Source organism: Arthrobacter sp. UYEF36, from assembly GCF_040547025.1.
Classification (GTDB): Bacteria; Actinomycetota; Actinomycetes; order Actinomycetales; family Micrococcaceae; genus Arthrobacter.
Genome location: NZ_JBEPOX010000017.1, coordinates 21,293 through 43,460, shown reverse-complemented (window position 1 = coordinate 43,460; position 22,168 = coordinate 21,293). Strand labels below are relative to the sequence as shown.

At 64.1% G+C, this 22,168-nt stretch carries 20 protein-coding genes, 3 tRNA genes and 1 pseudogene; 15 read left to right on the top strand and 9 right to left on the bottom strand.

Translation table 11 applies throughout. From position 1 onward, the window contains the following. The first annotated feature begins 138 nt into the window (after nt 1-138). From ABIB29_RS19210 to ABIB29_RS19200, 3 genes are all read left to right on the top strand, one after another. Nucleotides 139-215: transfer RNA gene (locus tag ABIB29_RS19210), tRNA-Pro, on the top strand. 451 nt (nt 216-666) lie between these two features. Continuing rightward, nucleotides 667-1,254 carry a hypothetical protein gene (locus tag ABIB29_RS19205; protein WP_354174535.1) on the top strand — a complete coding sequence of 196 codons (588 nt, stop codon included), beginning with the start codon at nt 667-669 and terminating at the stop codon, nt 1,252-1,254. An 803-nt stretch (nt 1,255-2,057) separates the two neighbouring features. After that, a complete protein-coding gene (locus tag ABIB29_RS19200; RefSeq protein WP_354174544.1) occupies nt 2,058-2,306 on the top strand; it encodes an excisionase family DNA-binding protein in 249 nt (82 codons plus the stop codon). Between the two features lie 167 nt (nt 2,307-2,473). On the opposite strand, the gene ABIB29_RS19195 is transcribed toward ABIB29_RS19200, so the two are convergent. Continuing rightward, on the bottom strand, nt 2,474-3,046 hold the full coding sequence (locus tag ABIB29_RS19195; RefSeq protein ID WP_354174534.1) for a hypothetical protein: 573 nt from the start codon (nt 3,044-3,046) through the stop codon (nt 2,474-2,476). A 283-nt stretch (nt 3,047-3,329) separates the two neighbouring features. Further along, complete coding sequence (locus ABIB29_RS19190; RefSeq protein ID WP_354174532.1) at nt 3,330-6,215, bottom strand: P-loop NTPase fold protein; 2,886 nt, start codon at nt 6,213-6,215, stop codon at nt 3,330-3,332. 399 nt (nt 6,216-6,614) lie between these two features. Between ABIB29_RS19190 and ABIB29_RS19185 the strand changes: the two genes are divergently transcribed. Next, a complete protein-coding gene (locus tag ABIB29_RS19185) occupies nt 6,615-7,184 on the top strand; it encodes a hypothetical protein (RefSeq protein WP_354174545.1) in 570 nt (189 codons plus the stop codon). Between the two features lie 13 nt (nt 7,185-7,197). On the opposite strand, the pseudogene ABIB29_RS19180 reads toward ABIB29_RS19185, so the two are convergent. Next, nucleotides 7,198-7,362: pseudogene (locus ABIB29_RS19180) on the bottom strand (single-stranded DNA-binding protein); the annotation flags it as partial. Between the two features lie 247 nt (nt 7,363-7,609). Here ABIB29_RS19180 and ABIB29_RS19175 point away from each other — a divergent pair. The 3 genes from ABIB29_RS19175 to ABIB29_RS19165 all read left to right on the top strand — a co-directional run bounded on the left by ABIB29_RS19175 (nt 7,610) and on the right by ABIB29_RS19165 (nt 9,141). Then, nucleotides 7,610-7,685, top strand: a tRNA-Arg gene (locus ABIB29_RS19175). Between the two features lie 255 nt (nt 7,686-7,940). Beyond that, on the top strand, nt 7,941-8,477 hold the full coding sequence (locus ABIB29_RS19170) for a LapA family protein (RefSeq protein ID WP_354174531.1): 537 nt from the start codon (nt 7,941-7,943) through the stop codon (nt 8,475-8,477). Nucleotides 8,478-8,502: 25 nt separating this feature from the next. Beyond that, nucleotides 8,503-9,141: a GNAT family N-acetyltransferase gene (locus tag ABIB29_RS19165; RefSeq protein WP_354174530.1), complete on the top strand. Its 639-nt coding sequence runs from the start codon at nt 8,503-8,505 to the stop codon at nt 9,139-9,141. A 59-nt stretch (nt 9,142-9,200) separates the two neighbouring features. Here ABIB29_RS19165 and map read toward each other — a convergent pair whose 3' ends face one another. Next, a complete protein-coding gene (gene map / locus ABIB29_RS19160) occupies nt 9,201-9,968 on the bottom strand; it encodes a type I methionyl aminopeptidase (RefSeq protein WP_354174529.1) in 768 nt (255 codons plus the stop codon). A gap of 44 nt (nt 9,969-10,012) precedes the next feature. Between map and ABIB29_RS19155 the strand changes: the two genes are divergently transcribed. Further along, nucleotides 10,013-10,693, top strand: a complete 681-nt coding sequence (locus ABIB29_RS19155) for a DNA alkylation repair protein (RefSeq protein ID WP_354174527.1) — start codon at nt 10,013-10,015, stop codon at nt 10,691-10,693. On the opposite strand, the gene mptB is transcribed toward ABIB29_RS19155, so the two are convergent. Next, complete coding sequence (mptB, locus tag ABIB29_RS19150; RefSeq protein WP_354174525.1) at nt 10,686-12,242, bottom strand: polyprenol phosphomannose-dependent alpha 1,6 mannosyltransferase MptB; 1,557 nt, start codon at nt 12,240-12,242, stop codon at nt 10,686-10,688. The genes ABIB29_RS19155 and mptB overlap by 8 nt on opposite strands. Before the next feature lie 160 nt (nt 12,243-12,402). Here mptB and orn point away from each other — a divergent pair, with 160 nt between their 5' ends. The 4 genes from orn to def all read left to right on the top strand — a co-directional run bounded on the left by orn (nt 12,403) and on the right by def (nt 15,192). Then, entirely contained in the window at nt 12,403-13,056 is a 654-nt protein-coding gene (orn, locus tag ABIB29_RS19145) for an oligoribonuclease (protein WP_354174524.1), read from the top strand. 191 nt (nt 13,057-13,247) lie between these two features. Next, nucleotides 13,248-13,320, top strand: a tRNA-His gene (locus tag ABIB29_RS19140). A 106-nt stretch (nt 13,321-13,426) separates the two neighbouring features. Beyond that, nucleotides 13,427-14,581, top strand: a complete 1,155-nt coding sequence (locus ABIB29_RS19135) for an acyl-CoA dehydrogenase family protein (protein WP_354174522.1) — start codon at nt 13,427-13,429, stop codon at nt 14,579-14,581. Nucleotides 14,582-14,619: 38 nt separating this feature from the next. After that, entirely contained in the window at nt 14,620-15,192 is a 573-nt protein-coding gene (gene def, locus ABIB29_RS19130; protein WP_354174520.1) for a peptide deformylase, read from the top strand. A gap of 9 nt (nt 15,193-15,201) precedes the next feature. Here the strand turns inward: def and ABIB29_RS19125 are convergent, their stop codons facing one another. Both ABIB29_RS19125 and ppk2 read right to left on the bottom strand, forming a co-directional pair. Then, nucleotides 15,202-15,906, bottom strand: a complete 705-nt coding sequence (locus tag ABIB29_RS19125) for an alpha/beta fold hydrolase (protein ID WP_354174517.1) — start codon at nt 15,904-15,906, stop codon at nt 15,202-15,204. 67 nt (nt 15,907-15,973) lie between these two features. Beyond that, on the bottom strand, nt 15,974-16,870 hold the full coding sequence (ppk2, locus tag ABIB29_RS19120) for a polyphosphate kinase 2 (RefSeq protein ID WP_354174515.1): 897 nt from the start codon (nt 16,868-16,870) through the stop codon (nt 15,974-15,976). Between the two features lie 136 nt (nt 16,871-17,006). Here ppk2 and ABIB29_RS19115 point away from each other — a divergent pair, with 136 nt between their 5' ends. The 3 genes from ABIB29_RS19115 (at nt 17,007) to ABIB29_RS19105 (ending at nt 19,272) form a co-directional block, all read left to right on the top strand. Then, complete coding sequence (locus tag ABIB29_RS19115) at nt 17,007-17,987, top strand: 1-phosphofructokinase family hexose kinase (RefSeq protein WP_354174513.1); 981 nt, start codon at nt 17,007-17,009, stop codon at nt 17,985-17,987. Continuing rightward, nucleotides 17,984-18,490, top strand: a complete 507-nt coding sequence (locus tag ABIB29_RS19110; protein ID WP_354174511.1) for a hypothetical protein — start codon at nt 17,984-17,986, stop codon at nt 18,488-18,490. Before ABIB29_RS19115 ends, ABIB29_RS19110 begins: the two co-directional genes overlap by 4 nt. Nucleotides 18,491-18,591: 101 nt before the next feature. Then, a complete protein-coding gene (locus tag ABIB29_RS19105) occupies nt 18,592-19,272 on the top strand; it encodes a haloacid dehalogenase type II (RefSeq protein ID WP_354174510.1) in 681 nt (226 codons plus the stop codon). Between the two features lie 137 nt (nt 19,273-19,409). Here the strand turns inward: ABIB29_RS19105 and ABIB29_RS19100 are convergent, their stop codons facing one another. After that, on the bottom strand, nt 19,410-21,257 hold the full coding sequence (locus ABIB29_RS19100; RefSeq protein WP_354174508.1) for a glycoside hydrolase family 15 protein: 1,848 nt from the start codon (nt 21,255-21,257) through the stop codon (nt 19,410-19,412). Between the two features lie 68 nt (nt 21,258-21,325). Next, nucleotides 21,326-22,129, bottom strand: coding sequence for an HNH endonuclease family protein (locus tag ABIB29_RS19095; protein ID WP_354174506.1), 804 nt, complete (start codon nt 22,127-22,129; stop codon nt 21,326-21,328). Nucleotides 22,130-22,168 lie beyond the last annotated feature (39 nt).

Below are 22,168 nucleotides of genomic sequence, written 5' to 3'. Positions count from 1 at the left end.
CATCACGGGCGGCCCCGACAGCAACGCTCGTGCCGAGAACGGCCCTTCTCATTTGGGGTAAGCTTTCGGAGTTGATTCGGCCGGACTGCTCAAGTGGAATTTTTCGGATGACACCGAAGCGGAGAACGGTCGAAGTAACGGGCTGTAGCGCAGCTTGGTAGCGCACTTGACTGGGGGTCAAGGGGTCGCAGGTTCAAATCCTGTCAGCCCGACCAACAGAAGGTACCCCGCCATCCCCGAAAGCAGGATGGCGGGGTTTTTCGTGCCACACGGGACTCAAAACGATTTGATGCTCAGTGACGCCAGCGGAAAGAACTTGGCGGTCCCCGTGCTGAAGAGTGGCGACCCCCGGCATTCGGTCGGCGGTTCGAGGTTGCTTACGAGCAAACGGCGCAACGTATCGCAGGCAGCGAAGCGCCCCCAGCCCCTTGCCCAGGTGCGCCTCCAGGAGGCGCCGGAAGGGTCCTAGCGGCTTCTAACTGCCAGCCCTCGCCATTGATGCACCAAGAAAGTGGCAACGCCTTACGCGTTAACCTAGGGGCTCCGGCCGTCTTCCTGGCCGCGTCCGCGACCCAACTCCTGTAAGGATGGCCACGAAGGCTTTGCTAGGACCCATCCTACTGGGCCGTTTCTCCTGAGTCGGGGACGGTTCTGTAGGTTTAGAGCATGGACGCAGAAACCTCTCGACTCGTATTAGTGGCAGCAATCTCCGCCGGTGCAGCCATAATTGCCGGCTTGGGCGGAGCCATACTCACAGCGTGGATCAACCGCAAGAACACGAAGGACACACTTACGGCCGCCCGTCAGGACAACGAAAAACGATGGCAACTTCAAGTAGACCGCGAGCATGAGGTTTGGCTCCGAGACGCCAAGCAAAAGTCTTACGCTAAATTCTTGTCCACCGTTACGGCAGCAGCCTCAAACTCCTTCATCGCGGATGCCTCTTACCCAATGAACACGCTGATGGCCTACGACGAGGTGAGGTTGATCGGTCCCCCTGAAATCAGGAATGCCGCGAACCAGATAAAGCAGCAGATCCTAATGAATGCCGGACTGAACCAAGACCGGTGCCAGATGCTACCGGAGGCGGATGCAAACAGTGCGGAACTTGAAGAAGTTGAGGGCAAGCTGACCAACGGGATCGGGAATTTGAAGAAGATGACCCATTCGTTCGCCACTCTGGCGCGCAAGGACACCGGGGCTGAGCCGCGTCAACCAGGCCTAGGCCTCGACCCAGTCAGCACAGGTATCTAAATAGCAATAACCATCTGACTATCTCCCAGGTCAGCCAATATCGTTATTCATGCCTACTCCCAGACCTCGACCTGGAGCATTGGCTGCTGCCTTACCTCCGCATAGGCTCTGTTCCATGAGTATTGAGGGCACATTTGGGGCTAGAGAATCTCGCCATCCAGAGTGGGATCTCATGTATCGCAAGGGGCTCACTGTCGGACGGATTTCCGAACTCTGTGGTGCGGTACCCCAGACAGTGAGCAGGCACATTCGGGGCCAACGTGCACGGCATCCTGATATGCAGGCCGACCATTTGGGCATGCGTCCTCCGCCGAAAACACGTCCAATTCCAGCCTCCTGGGCGGGGAACATCGACGCCCTGCACAAGATACGTACATTCGAAGGCCGGTACCCCACGACCAGCGATCCCGACCCGCAAAGACGCCGGTTGGGTTCCTGGCTTTCGGTCCAGCGACGTGCTAACCGTGAAGGCAGGCTGTCACAAGACAAACTTGCAGCGCTCCAGCCGCTCGCGGGTTGGACATGCAACCAGCGGGTAGTCGAGCACGGCCGGCGCTGGCAGAAGCGACTTCAAGAGCTACACGCCTTCCACCAGCACGAAGGCCGCTGGCCCCGCCACCGCAATTACCAAAGCGAGAATGAGCACGTCATTGGCGTGTGGCTTCACGGCCAACGACAAAAAGCACTCGGCGGAGCGCTTGCCGCTAACGAGCTTCAGGCATTGAACGAGAAAATACCTGGCTGGAATACGTGGAAGCCCAAGCAGGAACGTGAACCTGGCACCGCAAAGGGGATGGCTGGATATGCAACATGAGCATATTCCGAGATTCCTCACCATTGAGCAAGTCGCGGAAGAACTAAACGTCGGGTTGCCACAGATCAGAGCCCTGCTCAAGAGTGGGGAGCTCCGCGGTATTCAGGTTGGCGGCAAGAACCTCTGGCGCATCGGACGCATTGACGTCGAGAACTACATCGAGGCGGCTTACGAGCAAACCGCGCGACGCATAGCAACAGGCGAAGTCAACCACCTCCCTGACCTGGGTGCACCTTGAAGAGCGCCTGAAGGCCCCTAGCAGCCACTAACTGGCCGCCATCGCCCTGGCCGCAGCCAAGCAAGTGCTAACGCCTTAGGCGCTAACCCAGGGCCTCTGTGGGGATGAAGAAGTTCAGCGGAAGGGCCGGTTTCCTGCTTAAGTTCTTCAGCTCTATGGCCAGAGGTTCACGGCGCTTGTGGGTAACTCCACTCCCGGCCTTCACCGACGCCGCTGGGCTTGTAGTCCAGGACGAGAATGCCCTGCGAATCCTCTACGTCGAGAACGATTTTTCCTTTCGCCTTTTCGCCAGGGCCAATCATGCTTGGAAGCACATCGTCTTCGGCGAAGCAGGAAAGTGCCGCGCCAGTTGCCAATTGGGCGTTCGAGGTGGTGCCGTCGGGTGCAATGGCTTTCCAAGCTCCGTCCCCTAATAAGAAGAACGGATTAACTTCATCTGTGAGCTTTGCAGACGTTTCGACGGCCATCTCCAGTGTCAAGAAGTGTCCGTTCTGAGCGGGCACCGCGTACTCGTCGGTACATGGAACGTCAACCGCGATTGAACTTATGGTGAAGGAAACCACTTGATCGCCGTTCCGGGCGGCAAATAACTCTGTCTCTCCGACACTCTCTACGAAGTTGCCCCGATCCGACTTCTGGGTTTCTGGAGCCGGTTCGCTCGCCTTGGATCCGTCGGACGCCGGTGAGCAACCGACGAGCAATAATCCCACAATGCCGACAAACAACAATGATTTCTTCATTAGTCCCCCAGGTAAGAGCTCAGCTGCTGGCGCGAGCAAAAGCGCACCCATCCGGAGGCGCGGAGTAATCATATGCGCCGAGGCATAGTTTCTAGCTCAAGTAACTGCCTGGCAAGCGAGCATGTCCCCCCAGATGGAGTAGCTCCATAAGACACCGCCTACCAATGCGAGGGACATCAGACCGGTTGACGCAGCTAGAGTCATTACTCGCGGGAGCCGAAGGTCAACGTGCGGCGGAGACTTAGGCCGTATCGGAAGACGACCACGCGCTTCGCTAAGTGACTCATGTCTGGGGGGCGTCCCCTACATCCGAGAACGATTCAGTTTGAAGTGGTTCATTCCTGAGAAGGCCTGTAAGAGCTGCCCTGGCTTGATCATCACCTACTCCTCGCAGGAGGGTAATAAACGCCAGGTCCCGTGCAAGAAGCGGATAGTCGCTCGGAAGACCAGCTTCGAGGTTGGCTAAAGCCGAAGAAAATCCCTCGAGATCAGTGGTTGATCGGGGCGGCGGCGAGATATCGTGCCGGCGGAACAACTTGCTGTTTGTTGACCACCACGCGTCGTTCGTGGGCGGAGGATCTGCTGCGCGCCCTTTCACCTCTGCGTAGTCCAGGAAGTCCCCTATGGGATCCTTTCCGGACTGTTCGCTGATGAGTTCTTCATAGAACGAAGGGTACAAATGGTGAATTATGACGGCCTTGATCAATTGGTCGTTCCCCAACTCCGGAGAGCTCCAAGCCGGATTCAGACGGCTTTCAAGAACAAAGCTATTAATAATCCTCTTAATGCGCCTTGGGTTCCGCCCCGCACGCTTGGAGAGTATTTCTTCGGCGGTTTGGTCAACAACAGCGGCTGTCCCTGAACGGAGAGCATAGCCTCTGATCAGGCTTCTTAGTTGGTCTTCATTGGAGGGCCGGAGTCGGTGGACAACCTGAATGATCTTCTCGAGGTAAATCCTCGCTTCGTTGCCGCGATCCGAAGCAGATACTCCACGCCTGAGCACGGCGTAGTCACACCCAATCACAAAAATTAGTCCTGGTGCGTCCAGATACAGTTTGACGGCTTCACAAATCTGAACAATAACTTGGTCGGAGCAACGATCAAGATCATCGATGAATACGATGAGGGACTTTCCAGAAGTGCCTTCCTCACCTTTTCTTGTCCAAGCCGAAAGCACATCGAAGATGGCTGAACGAAGTTCATTCCGGCCCTTTGCATCGACCTCTAATCGATTCCAGATATCATCGACAAGCCGGGCTGCCCCAACAAATCTGGCGAGCGCTCCGACAAATATTCGGGTAATCAACAGCGTATTCCGCTGCTCAGTTACTCTCTTTAGACCACGCCGGAGGGAGTTGCTGTCCAGACTGCTAAGAACCGACTTGATCAGCCCTTCCAATGCCCTTTCCCCCTGTGACGTCCATGCGTTGAAATGCACAATTTTTATGCCGTCCACGTCAGACAGGCAGGACGATATCTGCTGAAGCAATGTGCTCTTTCCCATTCCCCACCCGCCGTCGATTGCCATGACGAAGGGGGAAGAAGCTCGAGAGTCGCTGATGATCGCGGCTATCGTTTTGGCACTTATTGTCGCACCGAGCAGGTCCTCGCTAGCATCCTTGACCGGTTGGTCACCAAGCAAGACGTAAGTTCCGGTCGCACCCGCCTGAACCAGAGCGGGCTCTTTACGTCTCGGGCTGAGCGTGTCCATGACCTGATTAATTGGGACGCCGGAGTCGCGAGCTACGACCTCGACAATTGAGTTCTCGTCTAATTCAAATAAGTCGTATGAGTCACTAATCTTCCAGGCGCGCTCTTTTTCGGCCCGCTCAGCAATAAGTCTCTGCTCGTGATCGCGCAACGTCGAAGCCCGATCAAAATCTTGCGCATCAATCGCGGACTCCTTCTCCATCCTGACCACAGCGATACTCTCATCCAAGTCCCTTATATCCGGTGGTGGCGTCATTCGGAGTATGTTTATGCGGGCGCCAGCCTCATCGAGCAAAGCGATGGCACTCTCAGGAAGTACCTGATTTCGAAAATAGCGGTGAGCTAGCAAGGCAGCAGCGGCGAGAGCACCGTCGGTGATTGCCAACCTGTAATGCGCTTCGAGTCTGTCCCTCACCGGTCTGAGAGATTGGATTGCGGCGGGAATCGAAAGCTCGTTCACCGTGACCTGGGCTAGCAGTTGGTGGAGTGCTGAATTCCTCTCGATGTGCCTTCGATAATCATCCAGTGTTGACGTACCGATAATTTTCAAATGGCTTTTTGCCAATATCGGTATTAACCTTGCGGCGACATCTATTGGAATGAATTGAGAAGTTTCACCTAAGAGGGAATGTATTTCGTCGATGAAGAGAATAATATCACCGCGGATTTCGACCTCTGAGAGGACTTTTTTCAAGTTTTCTGCAAGGCCATCACCAGAGCTCGTCAACCTGTCGACATCCAGCTTGTAGACCTCTTTGCCCTTGATGGACGCAGGGACATCGCCCCGGACTAGGGCCGCAGCGAGGCCTTCAATGATGGCGCCCTTGCCGATACCAGGCTCTCCAATGAGCACTGGGTTGCTCTTGGTGCGCCGTGAAAGAACCTGCATGACCTCTCCGACCTCCCTATCTCGCCCGATCACGGGGTCAAGCATGCCGCGTCGAGCGGCCTGGGTGAGGTTTTCGCCGAACTGGTCTAAGATCACCGAGCCGCCCTCCTCGCCTTGGCTCGTTCCCGGATGCGTGAGGTTGCCCTGCCGAAGAACTTCCTTGCGGACGCCGTCGAGTTCGGCTCCAAGTAGGACTAGGACGTGTGCAGCGACGCCCTCACCCTCACGCATGAGGCCCAGCAGGATGTGCTCCGTGCCAAGGTGATTGTGACCGAGCTGTAGCGCCTCCTGGAGCGAGAGCTCCAGAACCTTCTTGGCGCGCGGCGTGAAAGGGATATGTCCGGAAGGGGCCTCCTCCTGGTCTTGACTCACAAGTTCCAGCACGTGCTTACGTACGTCCTCGAGCGAAACGCTCAAGGACTCCAAAGCTTTGGCGGCAACACCGTCAACCTCACGCACCAGACCCAACAGGATGTGCTCGGTACCGATCCGATTGTGGTGAAGGATGCGAGCCTCTTCCTGGGCGAGCACAATTACACGACGGGCATGGCCTGTAAATCGTTCAAACATGCTTAATATTCCCCCGGATTCGTATCGATTGTTCCAATTGAAGCGGACGGAGACTCATTAAATAAGCCCCTGGCCTTCTGTTGGCCCTGATTACGATGGCGACGGCGTTGTCGGCCGTCAGGATCCACGAGGGTGTTTCGAAACATTGATCCTCGTAACAGCGTGCTGCCAGCGGACATGCTTTCACTTCAAGGTTCCTATGCAAGCCAGGATGACGCCTTCTGCTGAATGTGCCGTTGGATGTTTTGTTGGACCCGAACTGCATTTAGACCACTTTGAGTCAACTCCACCGCTCGGTTGACCGCTAGACCGGCACGCTCCCGAACTCTCCACCGTCAGTGGTTCATTCGCTTCAACGCCCTGCGGACTACGCAAGGCTCCGCTGTGTAACTTTGGACCATGGACGAAAATTTGAAGTTTGCATTGACTTTGGTGGCTGGCGCCGCCGGAGGTGCGCTGGTCGCTGGACTATTCGCGGTAGCTGGCGCTTGGATAGCAAACAAGAGAGAACACCGCCAGTGGCTACGGAATGAACGCTTAAGGTCCTACGAGACGTACATGACTGAGACTCGTCCTTGGGCTGTAGATTCATGGTCCGACGTATCGGGCACTATGACAAAAGAGGCCGACGCCGCTTCACTTCAGCTTCGACTCATAGCCCCAAAGAAGGTTGTGGAAGCTTGCTACAGGTTGGAGCAGCAGATTAGCGATTTCCGGGGCTTTGCCAAGGGGCACTTCACGCAGGCGGTGTCATTGCGCCGAGATGACGACTTCGAAAGGGCATTGCGCCTCCATGTCCACAATATGGAGCAGCGAACAAGGGACCTCGCTGAAGCCATGCGGATCAGCCTCCAGCTACCGCGAAGGGATGCTCAGCACTGGACGAATTTCATCAACGAGGACGCCCCAAGTCGTGAAGAATTTCTTGAACGAGTGCGTGCGCACGAAGAAAGCCTTCAGCAGACTTAGTAGCGCAACTTGGAACTGTCAACCAGTTCGTGTTCCCGTCAATCCAGGCATTCGTGGCGCGGTCGAAGCGCCGTTCGGTGGAACCGAGCCGGAAGGTCGCCGTCGCCACACCGCCAGGCGTCGTCGAACTCTTGGGCTCCGTGGCGACGAAGCCACGGACCGTGATGTTGTCACTCATTCTCATGTCCTGTCTCGAAATGTCGTGCCCTAGCAGGCTCCTCCAGCTTCCCGCCGGGCGCGGCCCGCCGCGAGAGGCACGACCGGCCATGTGGATAACCCGGACCCGGGCAGGCCATTGGAGATCAAGATGCTGCCCGGGACTGTGGCTGCCGAGTTGCCGGGCGTTCCTGACAACGGACAGCCGCAGGGCACGGTAAGCTTTTTGAGGCGTCCCCCCGGCAGCAGCCGGGCAGGTACGCCGGTATGCCCCAGTAGCTCAGGGGATAGAGCAGCGGCCTTCTAATCCGCCGGTCGGGGGTTCGATTCCCTCCTGGGGCACCAGAGCGCGGCTCTGGCCTGCCGGATTTTTCCGCAGGCCGGAGCCGCGCCCACAACGGGCATAGGCGCTCGAAGCCTGACCCGCGAAGGGCATGGATGCCGCCGAACTCAACGTTTCCCTGATCATCAAGGCTGCTGCAGCGCGCCCTCCGCGCGCGTCACCACCGGTCAGCCATCAGCAGACTTAGTATGGAGTGGACAGGCAGGACACCAGGGGCAGCCTGCGCGCCCTGCCCGCAACTGAAAGGTACGGCCGCCATGACCCAGACACCCCGCGGATTTGATCCCCAGGATCCCAACGAAGCGTCGCCCACCCGGCACCCGGGGACGGCAGGCCAGTACCCGGGAGCGGCCGACGTCCCGTCCGGGTCCGCCGAGGGGGACTACCAGAACGCAGTCCCGGCAGGCAGCACCGATATGGTTTCCAGGGCTCCGGCGTCCGCAACGCCGGCACCGGGCGAGGAAACTCCCCGTACCGACGCGCCGGAAACGACGGCGCCTGCCGCGGAACCGCGCCAGGTGACCCGTGCCGGTATGGTCTGGGCAGCGGTTGCCGGCGGACTGGTGGTGCTGATCCTGCTCATCGCCTTCATCCTGCAGAACCAGGATTACGTGCTGGTGAAATTCTTTGGCCTCGAAGGGTCCGTGCCCCTGGGCATCGCACTGTTCATCGCGGCCGTCGGGGGCGGGGTGCTCGTCGCCATCGCCGGGGCCGCCCGCATCATTCAGCTGCGGCTCGCTGCTCATCGTCAGCGCGTCAGCCAGTCGGCCGGAAACGGAACCCGTAAGCGCTGAAGCCGGCGGGCGCTGATCTCTTTCCATGGTCGAATCAGAACCCCGGGCGCAGGCAGCCCTGAGGACTGCCGCGGCGGACTGGCCCGACGTCGAGCGCCTCTTCGGCGTCCGCGGCGAGCCATCGCGCTGCTGGTGCCGGTTCTTCGCCCTGACCGGAACGGAATGGGCGGTGTCGTCCCCGGAGCAGCGGAAGGCCCAGTTGCGGGCCAGGTTCGACGTCGGTGACCCGGCGCCGGGGGTGCTGGCCTTCCGCGGCGGGTATCCGGTGGGCTGGTGCGCCGTCGAGCCCCGCGGCTGCTATCCCAGGATCCTGCGCTCAAAAGTTCTGTCGGCCGCGGCTCCTGAGGCGGTCCGGGATCCTGGCGGGGACCAGGTATGGTCCGTGAGTTGTTTTGTGGTCTCCCCCGGCCAGCGCCGCACCGGCGTGGCCCGGGCGCTGCTCGCGGCCGCCGTCGAGCATGCCTTCGTCCACGGCGCAACGGTGGTGGAGGGCTATCCGGTCGATCCCGCGCAACGGCCCAAGGCCGGCCCGGCCGACCTGTATCACGGCACCCTGGGTCTTTTCCTGGCGGCCGGCTTCGACGTGGTCAGCGATGCGGTGCCCGGCCGTCCCGTCGTCCGCCTGACGGCGCCCCGCAACGGCGGTACGGACCCGTCCGGCTAGTGCAGTCGGTCCTAGTGCCGTCCCTCAACCACATGTCGGCCGGGCGCCGCCACTGGCCCCTACGGCAGGGTCAGGATGACCGGCCCGTCCTTCGTGATGGCCACGGTGTGCTCACTGTGGGCCGCGCGGCGGCCGTTGGCCGAGCGGAGGGTCCATTCGTCGTCGTCGTGGACGTAGTCGTCCTTGCCGCCCAGGATCAGCATCGGCTCGATCGCGATGACCAGCCCCTCCGTCAGCTTGATGCCGCGGCCGGGCCGGCCGTCGTTGGGGACGTGTGGTTCGGCGTGCATGGTTTTGCCGATCCCGTGGCCGCCGTGGTCCGCCAACAGCCCGTAACCGGCGCGGCGTGATGCACCGCCGATCGCGTAGCCCAGGTCCCCCATCTTGTTCCCGATCCGGGCAGCCTCGATGCCGCGGGCCAGCGCGGCGTCGGTGGCGTCGATCAGGGCCTGGTCCACCGGGTCGGCCGTCCCCACGATGAAGCTGATCGCTGCGTCCCCGCACCAGCCTTCGAGGAACGCGCCGCAGTCCACGCTGAGCAGGTCGCCGTCCTGGAGCCGGTAGTCATTGGGAATGCCGTGCACCACGGCATCATTGACGGACGTGCAGATCACCCCGGGAAATGGCACCGAAGCCCACCGCGGCTTGTAGTTCAGGAAGGCCGGCGTCGCTCCGGCGGCGGCAATCGTCGCCGCGGCCAGCTCGTCCAGTTCCTTCAGGGACACGTCGACGGCGGCGGCCTCCCGGACGCGTTCCAGCGTGGTTGCCACCACCCTGCCGGCTTCGCGCATCAGGGCAATCTCGGCGGGACTCTTGATCATCGACATGCCTTCAACTCTAGGGCCAGCCGGCGCGTGGCTAAAGTTGCCCCATGGCCAACGCTGAACTGATATCCGCGATCCGGTCCGGGTTGCAGGCTGCCGCCGATCCGGCCCGGGCCGCGGGGGCGCAGGCCTACCTGAAGTCCGTGATGCCCTCGCTGGGCGTCCGGGTTCCCCAGGTCCGGCGGATCGTCAAGGCCGCCGCCAGAGAGTTGCCTCCCGGTTCCCTCAACGACCTGCAGTCCACCGTGCTGGAGCTGTGGCGCGGCGCAAGCTGGCGGGAGGAACGCTACGCGGCCATCGACCTCACGGGCCTGAATCTGGCACGCGGTGAGCTGGGCATGCTGCCGCTGTACGAGGAGATTATCCGCAGCGGCGCCTGGTGGGACCTGGTGGACGGGCTCTCGCACCGGCTCTGCGGGCTGCTGCAGACACACCGCGAGGACATGTCCACCGTGCTCCGCCGCTGGAGCACCGACGCGGATTTCTGGATCCGGAGGGCCGCCATCACCGCCCAGCTGGGCGCCAAATCCGCGACGGACCCTGCCCTGCTCGCAGCCGTCATCGAACCCAACCTTGCCGACAGCGAGTTCTTTATCAGGAAGGCGATCGGCTGGGCTTTGCGTGACTACGCCGCCACGGATCCGGACTGGGTCCGGAACTTCGCGCAGCGGCACGGCGAGGCACTGAGTTCGCTCTCCCGCCGGGAAGCCCTGCGGAAGCTCAGATAACCGGGCGGGTGGTGACGGGTTCCTCGGACTTGCTGAAGAGCAGCTTGGTCTTGGGGTCGAGGAAGATCAGGTAGAGGGCGAAGAGCAGGGCAATGATCGCGGCGGCGTTGCGGGCCAGCGCCAGTGCCAGGCCGAGATCGGCGGTCTGCAGGTAGGGGAACACTTCCAGCTGGTCCGAGATCGCGTACACCATGAAGAACGACACGATGAAGTACAGGGCCTTGACCTGCCAGTCGTCCCGGATGCCGGTGACGGCGAAGAGTGGGATCAGCCAGACGACGTACCAGGACTGGATCATCGGGGCCAGGACCACGACGGCGGCGAACGCCAGCGTGAGGCGGCGGATCAGCCGGTCGTAGTCGCCGCGGAAGATCTGCCACGCGATAATGCCGAGTGCCAGCAGCTTGCCGGCGTCGTACACCCATTTCGCCAGCCCCCAGCCGTCGAGTCCGAAAGCGTTGAAGATGGAAGCGACCACCAGGCCCAGCAGCCCCACCGGGGCGTACCAGATCCAGATGCTGCCCGGGGCGGAGAGGCCGTTGATCCAGCCGAAGCCGAAACCGTTGACCATGCTCATGGCGTAGAGCAGGGCCAGGCTGATCCCGGCGGTGAGCCCCCAGAAAACGAACTTCCGCGGCCAGCTGGCGTTCTTTCCTGCCCACAGCAGGCCGATGAAGGGCAGGAAGACGATCGTGATGGGTTTGACCGAGATGGACAGTGTCACCAGGACCAGGCCGAGGATGACCCGCCGGGTGGCGCAGTAGTACAGCCCGGCCAGGGCCAGGCCGATCATCAGGGCGTCGTTGTGGACGCTGGCGATGAAGTTGGTGAGGAAGAGCGGGTTGGCGGCGGTCAGCCACAGGGCGCGGTGCGGGTTGACCCCGTGCAGTTCGGCGAGCCTGGGCACGTAGATGATGCACAGCACGATCCCCACCAGCGCGGCGAGGCGGAACAGCATGATGCTGGCTTCCGGGTGCACATTCGTGGACCAGACGACGAACTGCTCGATCCAGAGGAAGAGCTGTCCGTAGGGCACGGGCGCCTCGGTCCACATCTTGTCGGCACCGAGCTGGAAATAGTTCGACAGCGCGGAGATGCCGTTTTCGTAGGGGTTGAAGCCCTCCACCATCAGGCGCCCCTGCCCGATGTAGGCATAGACGTCGCGGCTGAACAGCGGCACGGAGAACATCAGCGGCAGCCCCCACAGGACAACCGCCTGGAGGGTGGCCTTGCGGGCCTCGGCTCCCCAGACCCGCACGCGCTGGCCGAGCCTGAGCCAGGCGCGGACGAGCAGCATCCCGCCAACGGCCAGCAGCACAATGCACAGGGCGACGCCGACGGCTTCGGTACGCATCCAGATGAACAGTGGGATGCGGCGGAGCTCGGAAGCCGGCGCGAGCCAACCCACACCGAGCGAACCGATCGCCATCAGGAGAGAGCCAATGAATCCAGCCAGCAGCGGTGAACGGGCATTGTCCACTTCAGCAGCAGTTGCCACCGGGGACGTGCCGGCAGCCGTCTTACCCGCCACAGGCACAGGCACCGTCATCTCAGGATCGTCCAATCTCTTGTGGGGCTCTTATGCCGCCCTCTGCCAGCCGTGTTATCCGGCCCGGGGCACGCCGCGATGACGAAAAAGATCCGACGGCCGCGTACCCGAAATCCTAGCATCGGACCGCCCGGCGGCGACGAAACGGTAGGCTGGGCGCGTGCCTATATCTAATGAACGCATCGTCTGGATCGACTGCGAAATGACCGGCCTGGACAGCATTAATGACGCCCTCATTGAGGTGGCGGCGCTGGTGACGGACTCGGAGCTTAATATCCTCGGCGACGGGGTCGACGTCGTCATCAAGCCCGATGACGCCGCGCTGGCGCAGATGAACGACTTCGTCCGCGACATGCACACACGCTCCGGGCTGCTGGCGGAACTCCCCCACGGCAAGACCATGGCGGAGGCCCAGACCATCGTTCTGGACTACATCAAGAAATGGGTCCCGGACCCCAAGAAGGCGCCACTGGGCGGCAACTCGGTGGGAACCGACCGGGTCTTCCTGGTCCGTGACATGCCGGAACTCGTGGAGCACCTGCACTACCGGGTCATCGACGTGAGCACCATCAAGGAACTCTCCCGGCGCTGGTACGCGCGGGCCTACTTCCAGTCTCCCGCCAAGCTCGGCGGCCACCGGGCCCTCGGCGACATCCAGGACTCCATCGACGAGCTTCGCTACTACCGCGAGGCCGTCTTTGTCCCCGCACCGGGGCCGGACAGTGCCACGGCGCAGCGGATCGCCAAAAAAGTCATGGGAACGGCGGACGAACCGGCAGCGGCCGAGGCTCCCTCCGGGACCCCGGCGCAGTAGCGCCCGGACTGACCTCGGGTTGATCCAGCGGCTGCCTGCGCAGCGGGCCTCCGGGAGTAATCTGCGCCACGTTTGCGGAAAATTTTGGCGAAAACCCGAAAAGTGGCAAAAGCAGCCCCGAAGAGCAGGTAAGCTATTTGTCGTTGCCTTTTCAGCCAGCCGGTTCGCCGGAAGGCATGACAGGGCACATGGTGGGCGTAGCTCAGTTGGCAGAGCGCCTGGTTGTGGTCCAGGAGGTCGCGGGTTCAACCCCCGTCGCTCACCCTCACAAAGGACGGCAGTGTTTGTCCGACCTTAGACGAAGGCCGTACCGGATATCCGGTGCGGCCTTTGTTGTCTGTCCATGGAACCGTCAGCGGAAGGAACCGCAATGAAGCGCACGCTTTTTGAAGAAGACCACGAGATGTTCCGTGAGATGGCTGCCGAGTTCAACACCCGCGCCGTGGCACCGCACTACGCCCAGTGGGACCAGGACCATATGATGTCCCGCGGGCTGTGGACTGCGGCCGGCGAGCAGGGCCTGCTGGGCCTGGCCGTTCCGGAGGACTTCGGCGGCATGGGCATGAACGACTACCGCTTCCGCGCCGTGCTGGACGAGGAGTTCGCCCGGAGCAACCACCTCGCGGTGGGCCTGGCCTTCCACCTGCACGATGACATGGTCCTCCCCCACCTGCTGGCCTACGGCTCAGAGGACCTCAAGGCCCGCTGGCTTCCCGGCATGGTTTCCGGTGAGAAGGTCACCTCGATCGCCTGGACCGAGCCGGGCGCGGGTTCGGACCTCCGCGGCATCCGCACCAAGGCGGTGCGCGACGGTGACGACTGGCTGATCAGCGGCCAGAAGACGTTCATCGGCAACGGCATCTCCGGCGACGCCTCCCTGGTCCTGGCCCGCACGGACGGCGGCACCGGCCGCGGGAACACAGACTCCTTCTCCCTGTTCATGGTCCAAAAGGGCGAGGGCTACAACACCGGCAAGCAGCTGGACAAGATGGGCCTCAAGGCCTCGGATACCGCGGAACTGTTCTTCGACAACGTCCGGGTTCCGCATGCGGACCTCGTTGGCGAGGAGGGCAAAGGCCTGCAGTACGCGGCCGAGCAGCTCCCCCAGGGCCGGCTCGCAATCGCGGTGGCAAGCTCCGCCGTCGTCCGCGCCATCTACGAGGAGACCGTCCGCTACACGAAGGACCGCAACGCCTTCGGGGAACGGATCATCGACTTCCAGAACAGCCGTTTCGAACTGGCCGACATCCTCACCGAGGTCGAGGTCACCGAAACCTACGTGGACCAGGCCATCCGGGCCTTCAACGCCGGAGAGCTCGACGCCGCCTCCGCCGCCCGCGCCAAGCTGTGGGCGTCCGAGCGCGCCAAGTCCGTCACGGACCGCTGCCTCCAGCTGCACGGCGGCTACGGGTACATTCTGGAATACCCCGTGGCGCAGGCCTTCCTGGCGGCCCGGCTGCTGACCATCTTCGGCGGCACCAACGAAATCATGCGCGACGTCGTCGGCCGCACCATCGCCGACTGACCCGCCGCTCACCACAGCACCAGAGGAACTTTACTCACATGACCGTTCTGCCCATCACGATCTGGGGCGAGCCCGTACTGCACCGCCGGGCCGCCGAGGTTGAAGTCTTCGACGACGAGCTCCGGGCCCTGATCGCCGACATGTTCGAGACCAACGACGCCGCCAACGGCGTCGGTCTCGCTGCGCCCCAGGTCGGGGTGGGCAAACGGCTGTTCATCTACAAATACGACAACGACGACGGCGCCCCGCCGTCCGGCGCGGTGGTCAACCCGGTGCTGACCCTCTCGAAGATTTCCGGGGCGCTGCCGGATCCGGACGAGGAAGAGGAAGGCTGCCTGTCCTTCCCCGGCGGGCAATACCCGCTCAAACGCGCGGAGTGGGCCCGGGTGCAAGGCTTCGACGGGGACGGCAACCCGGTCGATTTCGAGGCGACGGGCTGGTTCGCCCGGGTGATCCAGCACGAATTCGACCACCTGGACGGCAAGCTCTACGTCAACCGGCTGATCGACCGCTACGCACGCAAGGCCATGAAACAGGCGAAGAAGAGCGGCTGGGGCGTCCCCGGCCTGACGTGGATGCCGGGCGTGGACCCGGACCCCTTCGGACACTAGGGTCCGGGCTCACCTCTCCCGGTCGACGGCGGCAAGGATCGCCGCCCCGAGTTCGGCCGGCTTGGTGAACTGCGGCCAGTGCCCGGTGGGCAGGTCCACGTAGTCGACGTCACGGATGCGACCGAGCTCGGCGACGTACGGGTGCCCGGCCCCGATCATTTCGACCAGCATGGCGGACGGGAACTCGCAGGCGATGACGGTGGCCGGGACGTCGAAGCGGGCCTCGTCGTGCAGCCGCTGCTCGTCCTGGGCGACGCCCTTGGGCTGCGGGACGGCGCGGGCCCTGAACATGGCCCGCAGCTCGTCGTTGAGGTCGGTAAGGTCTTCATCCTCGAACAACTCCCAGGGCGGGAGCGGCACGTCGTCGCCGATCGCCGGAAGCTCGTCGTTGATGACGCCGCCCTCGCCGAGCGGGCCGCTGTCAACGTAGATGGCCCGGGCCACCCGGTCCGGGCGGGCGTCGACGGCGCCATGAATGATGGCACCCCCGCCCGAATGGCCCACCAGGACGACCGGGGCAGCGAACGTGTCGATCTTGGCCACGACGGCATCGATGTGGGTACGCAGGCCAATGCCGGCCCGGGGTGCGTGGGCCGATTCCAGCCCGGGCAGGGTCAGCGGGTGGACCTGATGACCGGCGGCAACGAGCGGCGGAGTCACCTCCTCCCACGAGGAGGCGTCCAACCAGAATCCGGGAACCAGGATGATGTCCATGCCGGTACCCTACCCGCCCCGGACTGCGGGCGGCACGGCTCCGGCAGAGGATTTTTCGCTCCCCGGGCTATTCGTCGCTGGATTTCTGCAGGATCGAGGCGTGATCCGGGACGTACCGGAACAACTCCCGCGGCGGGCGCGTGTAGTTGACGGCCTTGGGCCGTTCCGGCAAAGTCACCTGCTCCGTCCGGACCTCCGTGTAATCGATGCTGGAGAGCAGATGGGCGATCATGTTGATCCGGGCCCGTCGTTTGTCTTCCGCCTCGACCACGTACCAGGGCGATTCGGCCGTATCTGTCTGCATGAACATGTCATCCTTGGCCCGGGAATAGTCCTCCCAGCGGAGGATCGCTTCCCGGTCCATCGGGGAGAGTTTCCACTGCCGCATCGGATCATCCAGCCGGGACTTGAAGCGCCGTTCCTGTTCCGCATGGCTGATCGAAAACCAGTATTTGAACAGCAGGATGCCGTCCTGGACCAGGAGACGCTCAAAGACCGGGCACTGGGCCATAAAGCGCTTGTGTTCCGCGGGCGTGCAGAACCCCATCACGTGTTCGACGCCGGCCCGGTTGTACCAGGAGCGGTCCATCAGGACGATCTCCCCCGCGGCGGGCAGATGCTGCACATAGCGCTGGAAATACCATTCTCCCCGCTGCCGGTCCGTCGGGGCCGGCAGCGCGACGATGCGGGCGACGCGCGGATTCAGGTACTCCGTGAGCCGCTTGATCGCACTGCCCTTCCCGGCGGCATCGCGCCCCTCAAAGATCACCAGCACCCGCGCCCCCGTGCTGCGGACCCATTCCTGCAGCGCGACAAGCTCGGCCTGGAGCCGGAAAAGTTCAGCCTCATAAACGCTCAGGGGCAACCGTTCCTTGCGCCGGGAGACCTTACCCTTGGCGCCCTTCCGGCCAGATTTTTCCTTGCCGGAGCCGGACTTGCCGGCGCCGTCCTTGCCATCTGCCATGGTTCCCGTTCCACTGGTTGCGGCGGACTTTCGCGTCGCCAGTCCTGCCGCGCCCATTCTCGCCGAGCGGGCGACCGCGGCACAAGGGGACGTCCTGGCGGGGACACCAGCAAGCCCCTGCTCCTATGCTTGGGCCATGGAAGCCCCCAGACCGTTGCCGATGCAGCCCATCCTCACGCTCACCGTAAACCCCGCCCTGGATGTCAGCACCGCAACGGAGCAGGTCATCAGCGGCCACAAGCTGCGCTGCGGCACCAGCCGCCTCGACCCGGGCGGCGGCGGCGTGAACGTGTCCCGGGTGGTGCAGCGCCTCGGTGGCCGGACCCTGGCGGTCTACACCGCGGGCGGACCCACCGGTGAGGCGTACCGCCGGCTCATCGAAGCCGAACGTGTCCCCACCCTGGCCGTGCCGGTCCAAGGGAGCACCCGCGAGGACTTCACCGTCGATGAGACAACGACGGGCAAGCAGTTCCGTTTCGTGCTTCAAGGACCCGAGTTGAGTGAGCCCGAGTGGCGCTTGTGCCTGGCGCTCGTGGCGGATTCGATTCCCGTCGGCGGGTACGTCGTGGCCAGCGGAAGCCTGCCGCCGGGGGTCCCGGACGATTTCTACGCCCAGGTGGCCCGGCTGGCGCGGCTGCACGATGCGCGCTGCATCGTGGACGCCTCCGGACCCGCCCTGTCCGAAGCCCTCGCCGAGGGGGTGTTCCTGGTCAAGCCGAGCCGCCGGGAGCTGGGGCTGCACTTCGGAACGACGCTGGAGAGCGATGAAAGCCAGGTCGAGGCTGCCGCGGCGCTCGTTGCGGACGGCTCAGCGGAGCATGTCGCCCTGACTCTGGGCGGCGAAGGGGCCGTGCTCGCCTCGGATTCCGGGATCCTGCGGCTGGCCGTGCCGCAGGTGCAGGTTCGGAGCACCGTCGGAGCCGGCGACAGTTTCCTGGCCGCCTTTGTGCTCCGCATGGCACAGGGCCGCACCCTCGAGGAGGCGCTCCGGGCCGCCGTCGCCGCCGGAAGCGCCACGGTGACGACCCTGGCCACCGAACTCTGCCACCGCGAGGATGTCGAGCGGCTGGAGGCGCAGCTCACCGCCCAGGCCCTGGACGAGGGCACCGGACGGTGAAGACGGGACCGGTCAAGCTGGCTGTTGCGCTGCTGCTGGCAGGGGCAACCACAGGCTGTTCCGGCTCCGTCCCGAACGCCTGCCCTGCCATTGCGTGGTTCAACTCCCTCACGGTGTCACTTGATGGCGCCGTTGGGCAGGTCAGCCTGGTGGAGTTCTGCGCGGAAAGCGTCTGCTCGGTCCGCGCGGATGGCCCGGTGCGCGATCCTGCGACCTCAGTCAGCCCGGGCGCCGTGCCTGCGCCGGCCACAACCCTGGCGGTCACCGCTGCGCCGGCTCCTCCCGGGCGGCCCTACAGTCCCTTCACCGTGGCCCGGGTCGACGACCGGACGTGGCAGGTCAGCCTGATGATGCAGTCCCCGACGACGGCGACCATCAGGGCGTATTCAGCCGACGGAAACGTCCTGGCCCGGCGCGAAGTGGAGCTGCGCTGGACCCGGGTGGGTGGCAGCGAGGCCTGCGGCGGCCCGGAGACCGCCGGGCCCGTCAGGCTCGTCCTCTAAGCGAACACGGTTCCCTTGTCCGGGAGGCTGGATGCCCGTGCCTGCACGCGGGAGGGGGCAGACTGGGACGGGAGATCTGCACACCGACACCGGGAGAACCCATGACCACCGCCTTGCCAGTCATTGTTTTTGACGTCAACGAGACCCTCTCCGACATGTCCCCCATGGGGGAACGCTTCAGTGAGGTCGGAGCGCCGGCTGAACTGGCGAAGCTGTGGTTCGCGACGCTGCTGCGCGACGGCTTCGCGCTCACGGCCAGCGGAGATAGCGGATCGTTCGCCGCCATCGGAGCCGACGTCCTCCGCCACCTGCTGAGCGAGGTGGAGCCTGACCGTGGTCTCGACGCGGCGGTCGAGCATGTCATGGCCGGCCTGGCCGGCCTCGGGCTGCATCCGGATGTCCCGGCCGGGGTCCGCGCACTCTCCGCCGCCGGGTTCCGGCTGATGACACTCAGCAACGGCCCGGCCCAGATCGCCGAAAAGCTGTTCAGCGAGGCGGGGATCCGTGACGAGTTCGAGGTGCTGCTGTCGGTTGACGACGCGCCTGTCTGGAAGCCTGCCCGGGCATCGTACGAATATGCCGCCACGGCTGCCGCAACCATGATGTCGGCGATGCTGCTGGTCGCCGTCCACCCCTGGGACATCCACGGTGCGGCCCGCGCCGGGTTGCGCACGGCATGGCTGAACCGGACGGGAGCGGCCTACCCAGGTTACTTCGAGGCTCCGGAGTTCACTATCACCGCTTTGACGGATCTTCCAGCGGTGGTGGCCGCAACGGATTGACGCGGGCAGGGGAGAACAATGCGCGCGGGTACGGGACAGGACACCCGCTCCGGATCGGCGCCCGCGAAGACCAGCCAGAGTCTGTGCACGGCCACGGTCCCGGCATCCTCAGCCAGGCCGCACCGGAAAAGGACCCGTCACGGGGCGTCCCCGTCGCCGGCGCCGGGCGGCCGGCCCTTGTCCTCGGCCGTGCGGATGGCCCAGGCGGCGTTGACGAGGCCGATGTGGCTGAAGGCCTGCGGGAAGTTCCCGAGCAGCTCGTTGCTGTCCGGGGCGACTTCTTCGGCCAGCAGGCCCAGATCGGTGGCGAATCCCGCGGCCCGTTCGAAGACGGTGCGGGCGCGCCGGGTCTGTCCGGACAGGGCCAGGGCATGGGCCAGCCAGAAGGTGCACAGCAGGAACGTTCCCTCCTCACCGGTAAGCCCGTCGTCGGCCTGGTACCGGTACACCAGACCCCGGCTGTCGGTGAGCCGGTGTTCGATGGCGTCGATCGTTGCCAGCATGCGGGGATCATCGGCGGGCACAAAACCGACGATGGCGAGCATCAGCGCCGACGCGTCCAGGTCCTCGGAGCCGTAGGCCTGGGTATAGGCCCCGGCGGTGTCGTTCCAGCCGTTCGTCCGGATCGAGTCGGCCAGCTGCGCCCGGGCCTGGGTCCAGTGTGGAACCCTGTCTTCGGCATCCAGGACGCCGGCCAGGCCGATGGCCCGGTCCACGGCCACCCAGCACATCAGTTTTGAATGCAGGTAGTGCCGGGGCGCGCCGCGGACTTCCCAGATGCCCTGATCCGTGGACTGCCAGCGCGATGCTGCCGCGTCGGCTGCGTCGGCCAGGAACAACCGTGTGCCGGGTTCCATGCCGTCGAGATAGTCCGGGAGGGTGGCGGCGGCGTCTAGGAGTTCGCCGTAGACGTCGAGCTGTCGCTGGTTCCAGGCGCCGTTGCCGACCCGCACCGGGCTGCTGTCGCGCCAGCCCGGGAGGTGGGCCAGTTCGCGTTCGGACAGGTCCCGTTCCCCGCCGATGCCGTACATGATCTGCAGCTCGGCACCGGTGCTCAGCCGGCTGGCGGCCGCCCTTGCGAGGAACTGGAAGAATTTACCGGCCTCGTCCGGGCAGGCGGCCACCCACAGTGCCTGCAGCGTCATGCTGGCGTCCCGGATCCACGTGTACCGGTAGTCCCAGTTCCGGGTGCCGCCGGCCACCTCGGGCAGGGACGTGGTCGGGGCGGCGATGATCGCTCCGGTCGGATAGAAGGTCAGCGCCTGCAGGATCCGGCCGCTGGTAGCGACCAGGTCCTGCCACGGACCCACGTACTTCTGGTGCATCCGTGACCAGCTGCCCCAGCCCTCCAGCGTGTCCTCCAGCCGACGGGCGATGTCCTTCTGGCTCCAGAATGACGGTTCCCCCTGCGAACTGTGCCGGTGGTGCAGGGCGAACCCGCGAACGTCACCGGCGCGGAGCACCAGTCTGGCACGCGCGGCATCCCCGACAACTTCGAAGGGAACCGGCGTGGAGAAGGCCAGCACGTCGGCTCCGCCGCTGACCAGAATCCCATCTTCGGTTCCGTGGAGAAGAGGAACGATCAGGCCGTATTCCGGCCTGGGCTCGAAGATGACCTCGACGTCAACTTCGCCTTCGAGGCAGGCCACCTGCCGCAGCAGGGTTCCGGGGGCGCCGGCACCAAGCTCGTGGCCCCGGTTCCCCTCCCCCAGCACCAGGGCGTCGGTGACCGTGACGGCACCTCCGGCCGTGGTGTGGACCGTTTCGAGCACCATCGTGGGCCCCAGGTAGCGCCGGGCCGAGGAGTGCTTGCCCACCGGCCGGATCGACCAGAACCCCGCTTCCCCACCCAGGATCCGGCCGAAGACCGAGGGACTGTCAAAACGCGGGAAACACAACCAGTCCACGGACCCGGCGGCACTCACCAGCGCGGCGGAGCGGCAATCAGAGAGCATGCCGTAGCTGGCAATGGGTTCACTGGTCATCGGCACACCTGTTGGGCACCGTGCCGGTCCGGTGCGCCAGGAATCCACGCGCAATCCATGGCTGAAGTCTACTGAGCAGCCGCGACAATCGTCCGTTGCCCGGGGCAGGTGGCGAGGATCCGGCGCATCGCGACCTTCTCCGCCGGAGTGACCCACAGCCGGTAGGCGGCCTTAACGGAGATCTGCCGGGCAACATAGTGGCAGCGGAAGGCCTTGTTCGGCGGAAGCCAGGTAGCGGCGTCGGAGGCGCTCTTGTCCTGGTTGGCCGGGCCGTCGACGGCGATCAGGTTCAGCGGATCGTTCGCCAGGGACATGCGTTGTCCGGCGGTCAACTGCTGGGCACCCTTCTGCCAGGCATCCCCCAGCGCGACAACGTGGTCGATCTGCACCGCTTTGCTGCTGCCAGCTCCCCGGAGGAACGTGAGCTGCCGGCCGGTGTACGGTTCCCGGAACGTTCCGCTGGCCACCCGGCAGCTGGAGTTCCCGGTGAACTCGGCCCCCGAAAGGTCGCGGCGGAGGATGTCGTTGCGGGTATCGCAGCCGTTGCGGTCCACGTCAAGCCAGGCCTGGCCGAAGGCGCTGCGCTCGTAGTTGTCCTGGGCCGCCCGGCCCTTGACCGGGAGCGTGTCCAGCAGCGCCGCCGCGGCGCCGCGTGGAACGGGGCGCACCGCGGGGACGGGGTTCATCCAGCCGGCGGCCAGCACCGGCGCCTCACGGGGTCCGTCCGTGGGCGGCTCGACGGCGGCAAACTGCCCGTTCGTGAAAAACCAGCCGAGACCGGCGACGACGGCGAGTGCGGCGGCGGCCAGCAGGGCCCACGCCTGGCGGGACCGCCGTCGTTCCCGCCGGAACTCCGGCCACGAGAGCGTCAAGCCGGCGCCCGGGACGTGTGCCGGGGTCCGGTGCGTCCC

Excerpts from the sequence above, each read along its gene's own strand:
- ppk2 (WP_354174515.1), bottom strand. The coding sequence starts at position 16,870 with ATGGCAGATGGCAAGGACGGCGCCGGCAAGTCCGGCTCCGGCAAGGAA.
- map (WP_354174529.1), bottom strand. The coding sequence starts at position 9,968 with ATGTCGATGATCAAGAGTCCCGCCGAGATTGCCCTGATGCGCGAAGCC.
- ABIB29_RS19165 (WP_354174530.1), top strand. The coding sequence starts at position 8,503 with ATGGTCGAATCAGAACCCCGGGCGCAGGCAGCCCTGAGGACTGCCGCG.
- ABIB29_RS19155 (WP_354174527.1), top strand. The coding sequence starts at position 10,013 with ATGGCCAACGCTGAACTGATATCCGCGATCCGGTCCGGGTTGCAGGCT.
- ABIB29_RS19195 (WP_354174534.1), bottom strand. The coding sequence starts at position 3,046 with ATGAAGAAATCATTGTTGTTTGTCGGCATTGTGGGATTATTGCTCGTC.
- ABIB29_RS19205 (WP_354174535.1), top strand. The coding sequence starts at position 667 with ATGGACGCAGAAACCTCTCGACTCGTATTAGTGGCAGCAATCTCCGCC.
- ABIB29_RS19185 (WP_354174545.1), top strand. The coding sequence starts at position 6,615 with ATGGACGAAAATTTGAAGTTTGCATTGACTTTGGTGGCTGGCGCCGCC.
- ABIB29_RS19190 (WP_354174532.1), bottom strand. The coding sequence starts at position 6,215 with ATGTTTGAACGATTTACAGGCCATGCCCGTCGTGTAATTGTGCTCGCC.
- def (WP_354174520.1), top strand. The coding sequence starts at position 14,620 with ATGACCGTTCTGCCCATCACGATCTGGGGCGAGCCCGTACTGCACCGC.
- ABIB29_RS19135 (WP_354174522.1), top strand. The coding sequence starts at position 13,427 with ATGAAGCGCACGCTTTTTGAAGAAGACCACGAGATGTTCCGTGAGATG.
- ABIB29_RS19115 (WP_354174513.1), top strand. The coding sequence starts at position 17,007 with ATGGAAGCCCCCAGACCGTTGCCGATGCAGCCCATCCTCACGCTCACC.
- ABIB29_RS19100 (WP_354174508.1), bottom strand. The coding sequence starts at position 21,257 with ATGACCAGTGAACCCATTGCCAGCTACGGCATGCTCTCTGATTGCCGC.
- ABIB29_RS19170 (WP_354174531.1), top strand. The coding sequence starts at position 7,941 with ATGACCCAGACACCCCGCGGATTTGATCCCCAGGATCCCAACGAAGCG.
- mptB (WP_354174525.1), bottom strand. The coding sequence starts at position 12,242 with ATGACGGTGCCTGTGCCTGTGGCGGGTAAGACGGCTGCCGGCACGTCC.
- ABIB29_RS19125 (WP_354174517.1), bottom strand. The coding sequence starts at position 15,906 with ATGGACATCATCCTGGTTCCCGGATTCTGGTTGGACGCCTCCTCGTGG.
- ABIB29_RS19105 (WP_354174510.1), top strand. The coding sequence starts at position 18,592 with ATGACCACCGCCTTGCCAGTCATTGTTTTTGACGTCAACGAGACCCTC.
- ABIB29_RS19200 (WP_354174544.1), top strand. The coding sequence starts at position 2,058 with ATGCAACATGAGCATATTCCGAGATTCCTCACCATTGAGCAAGTCGCG.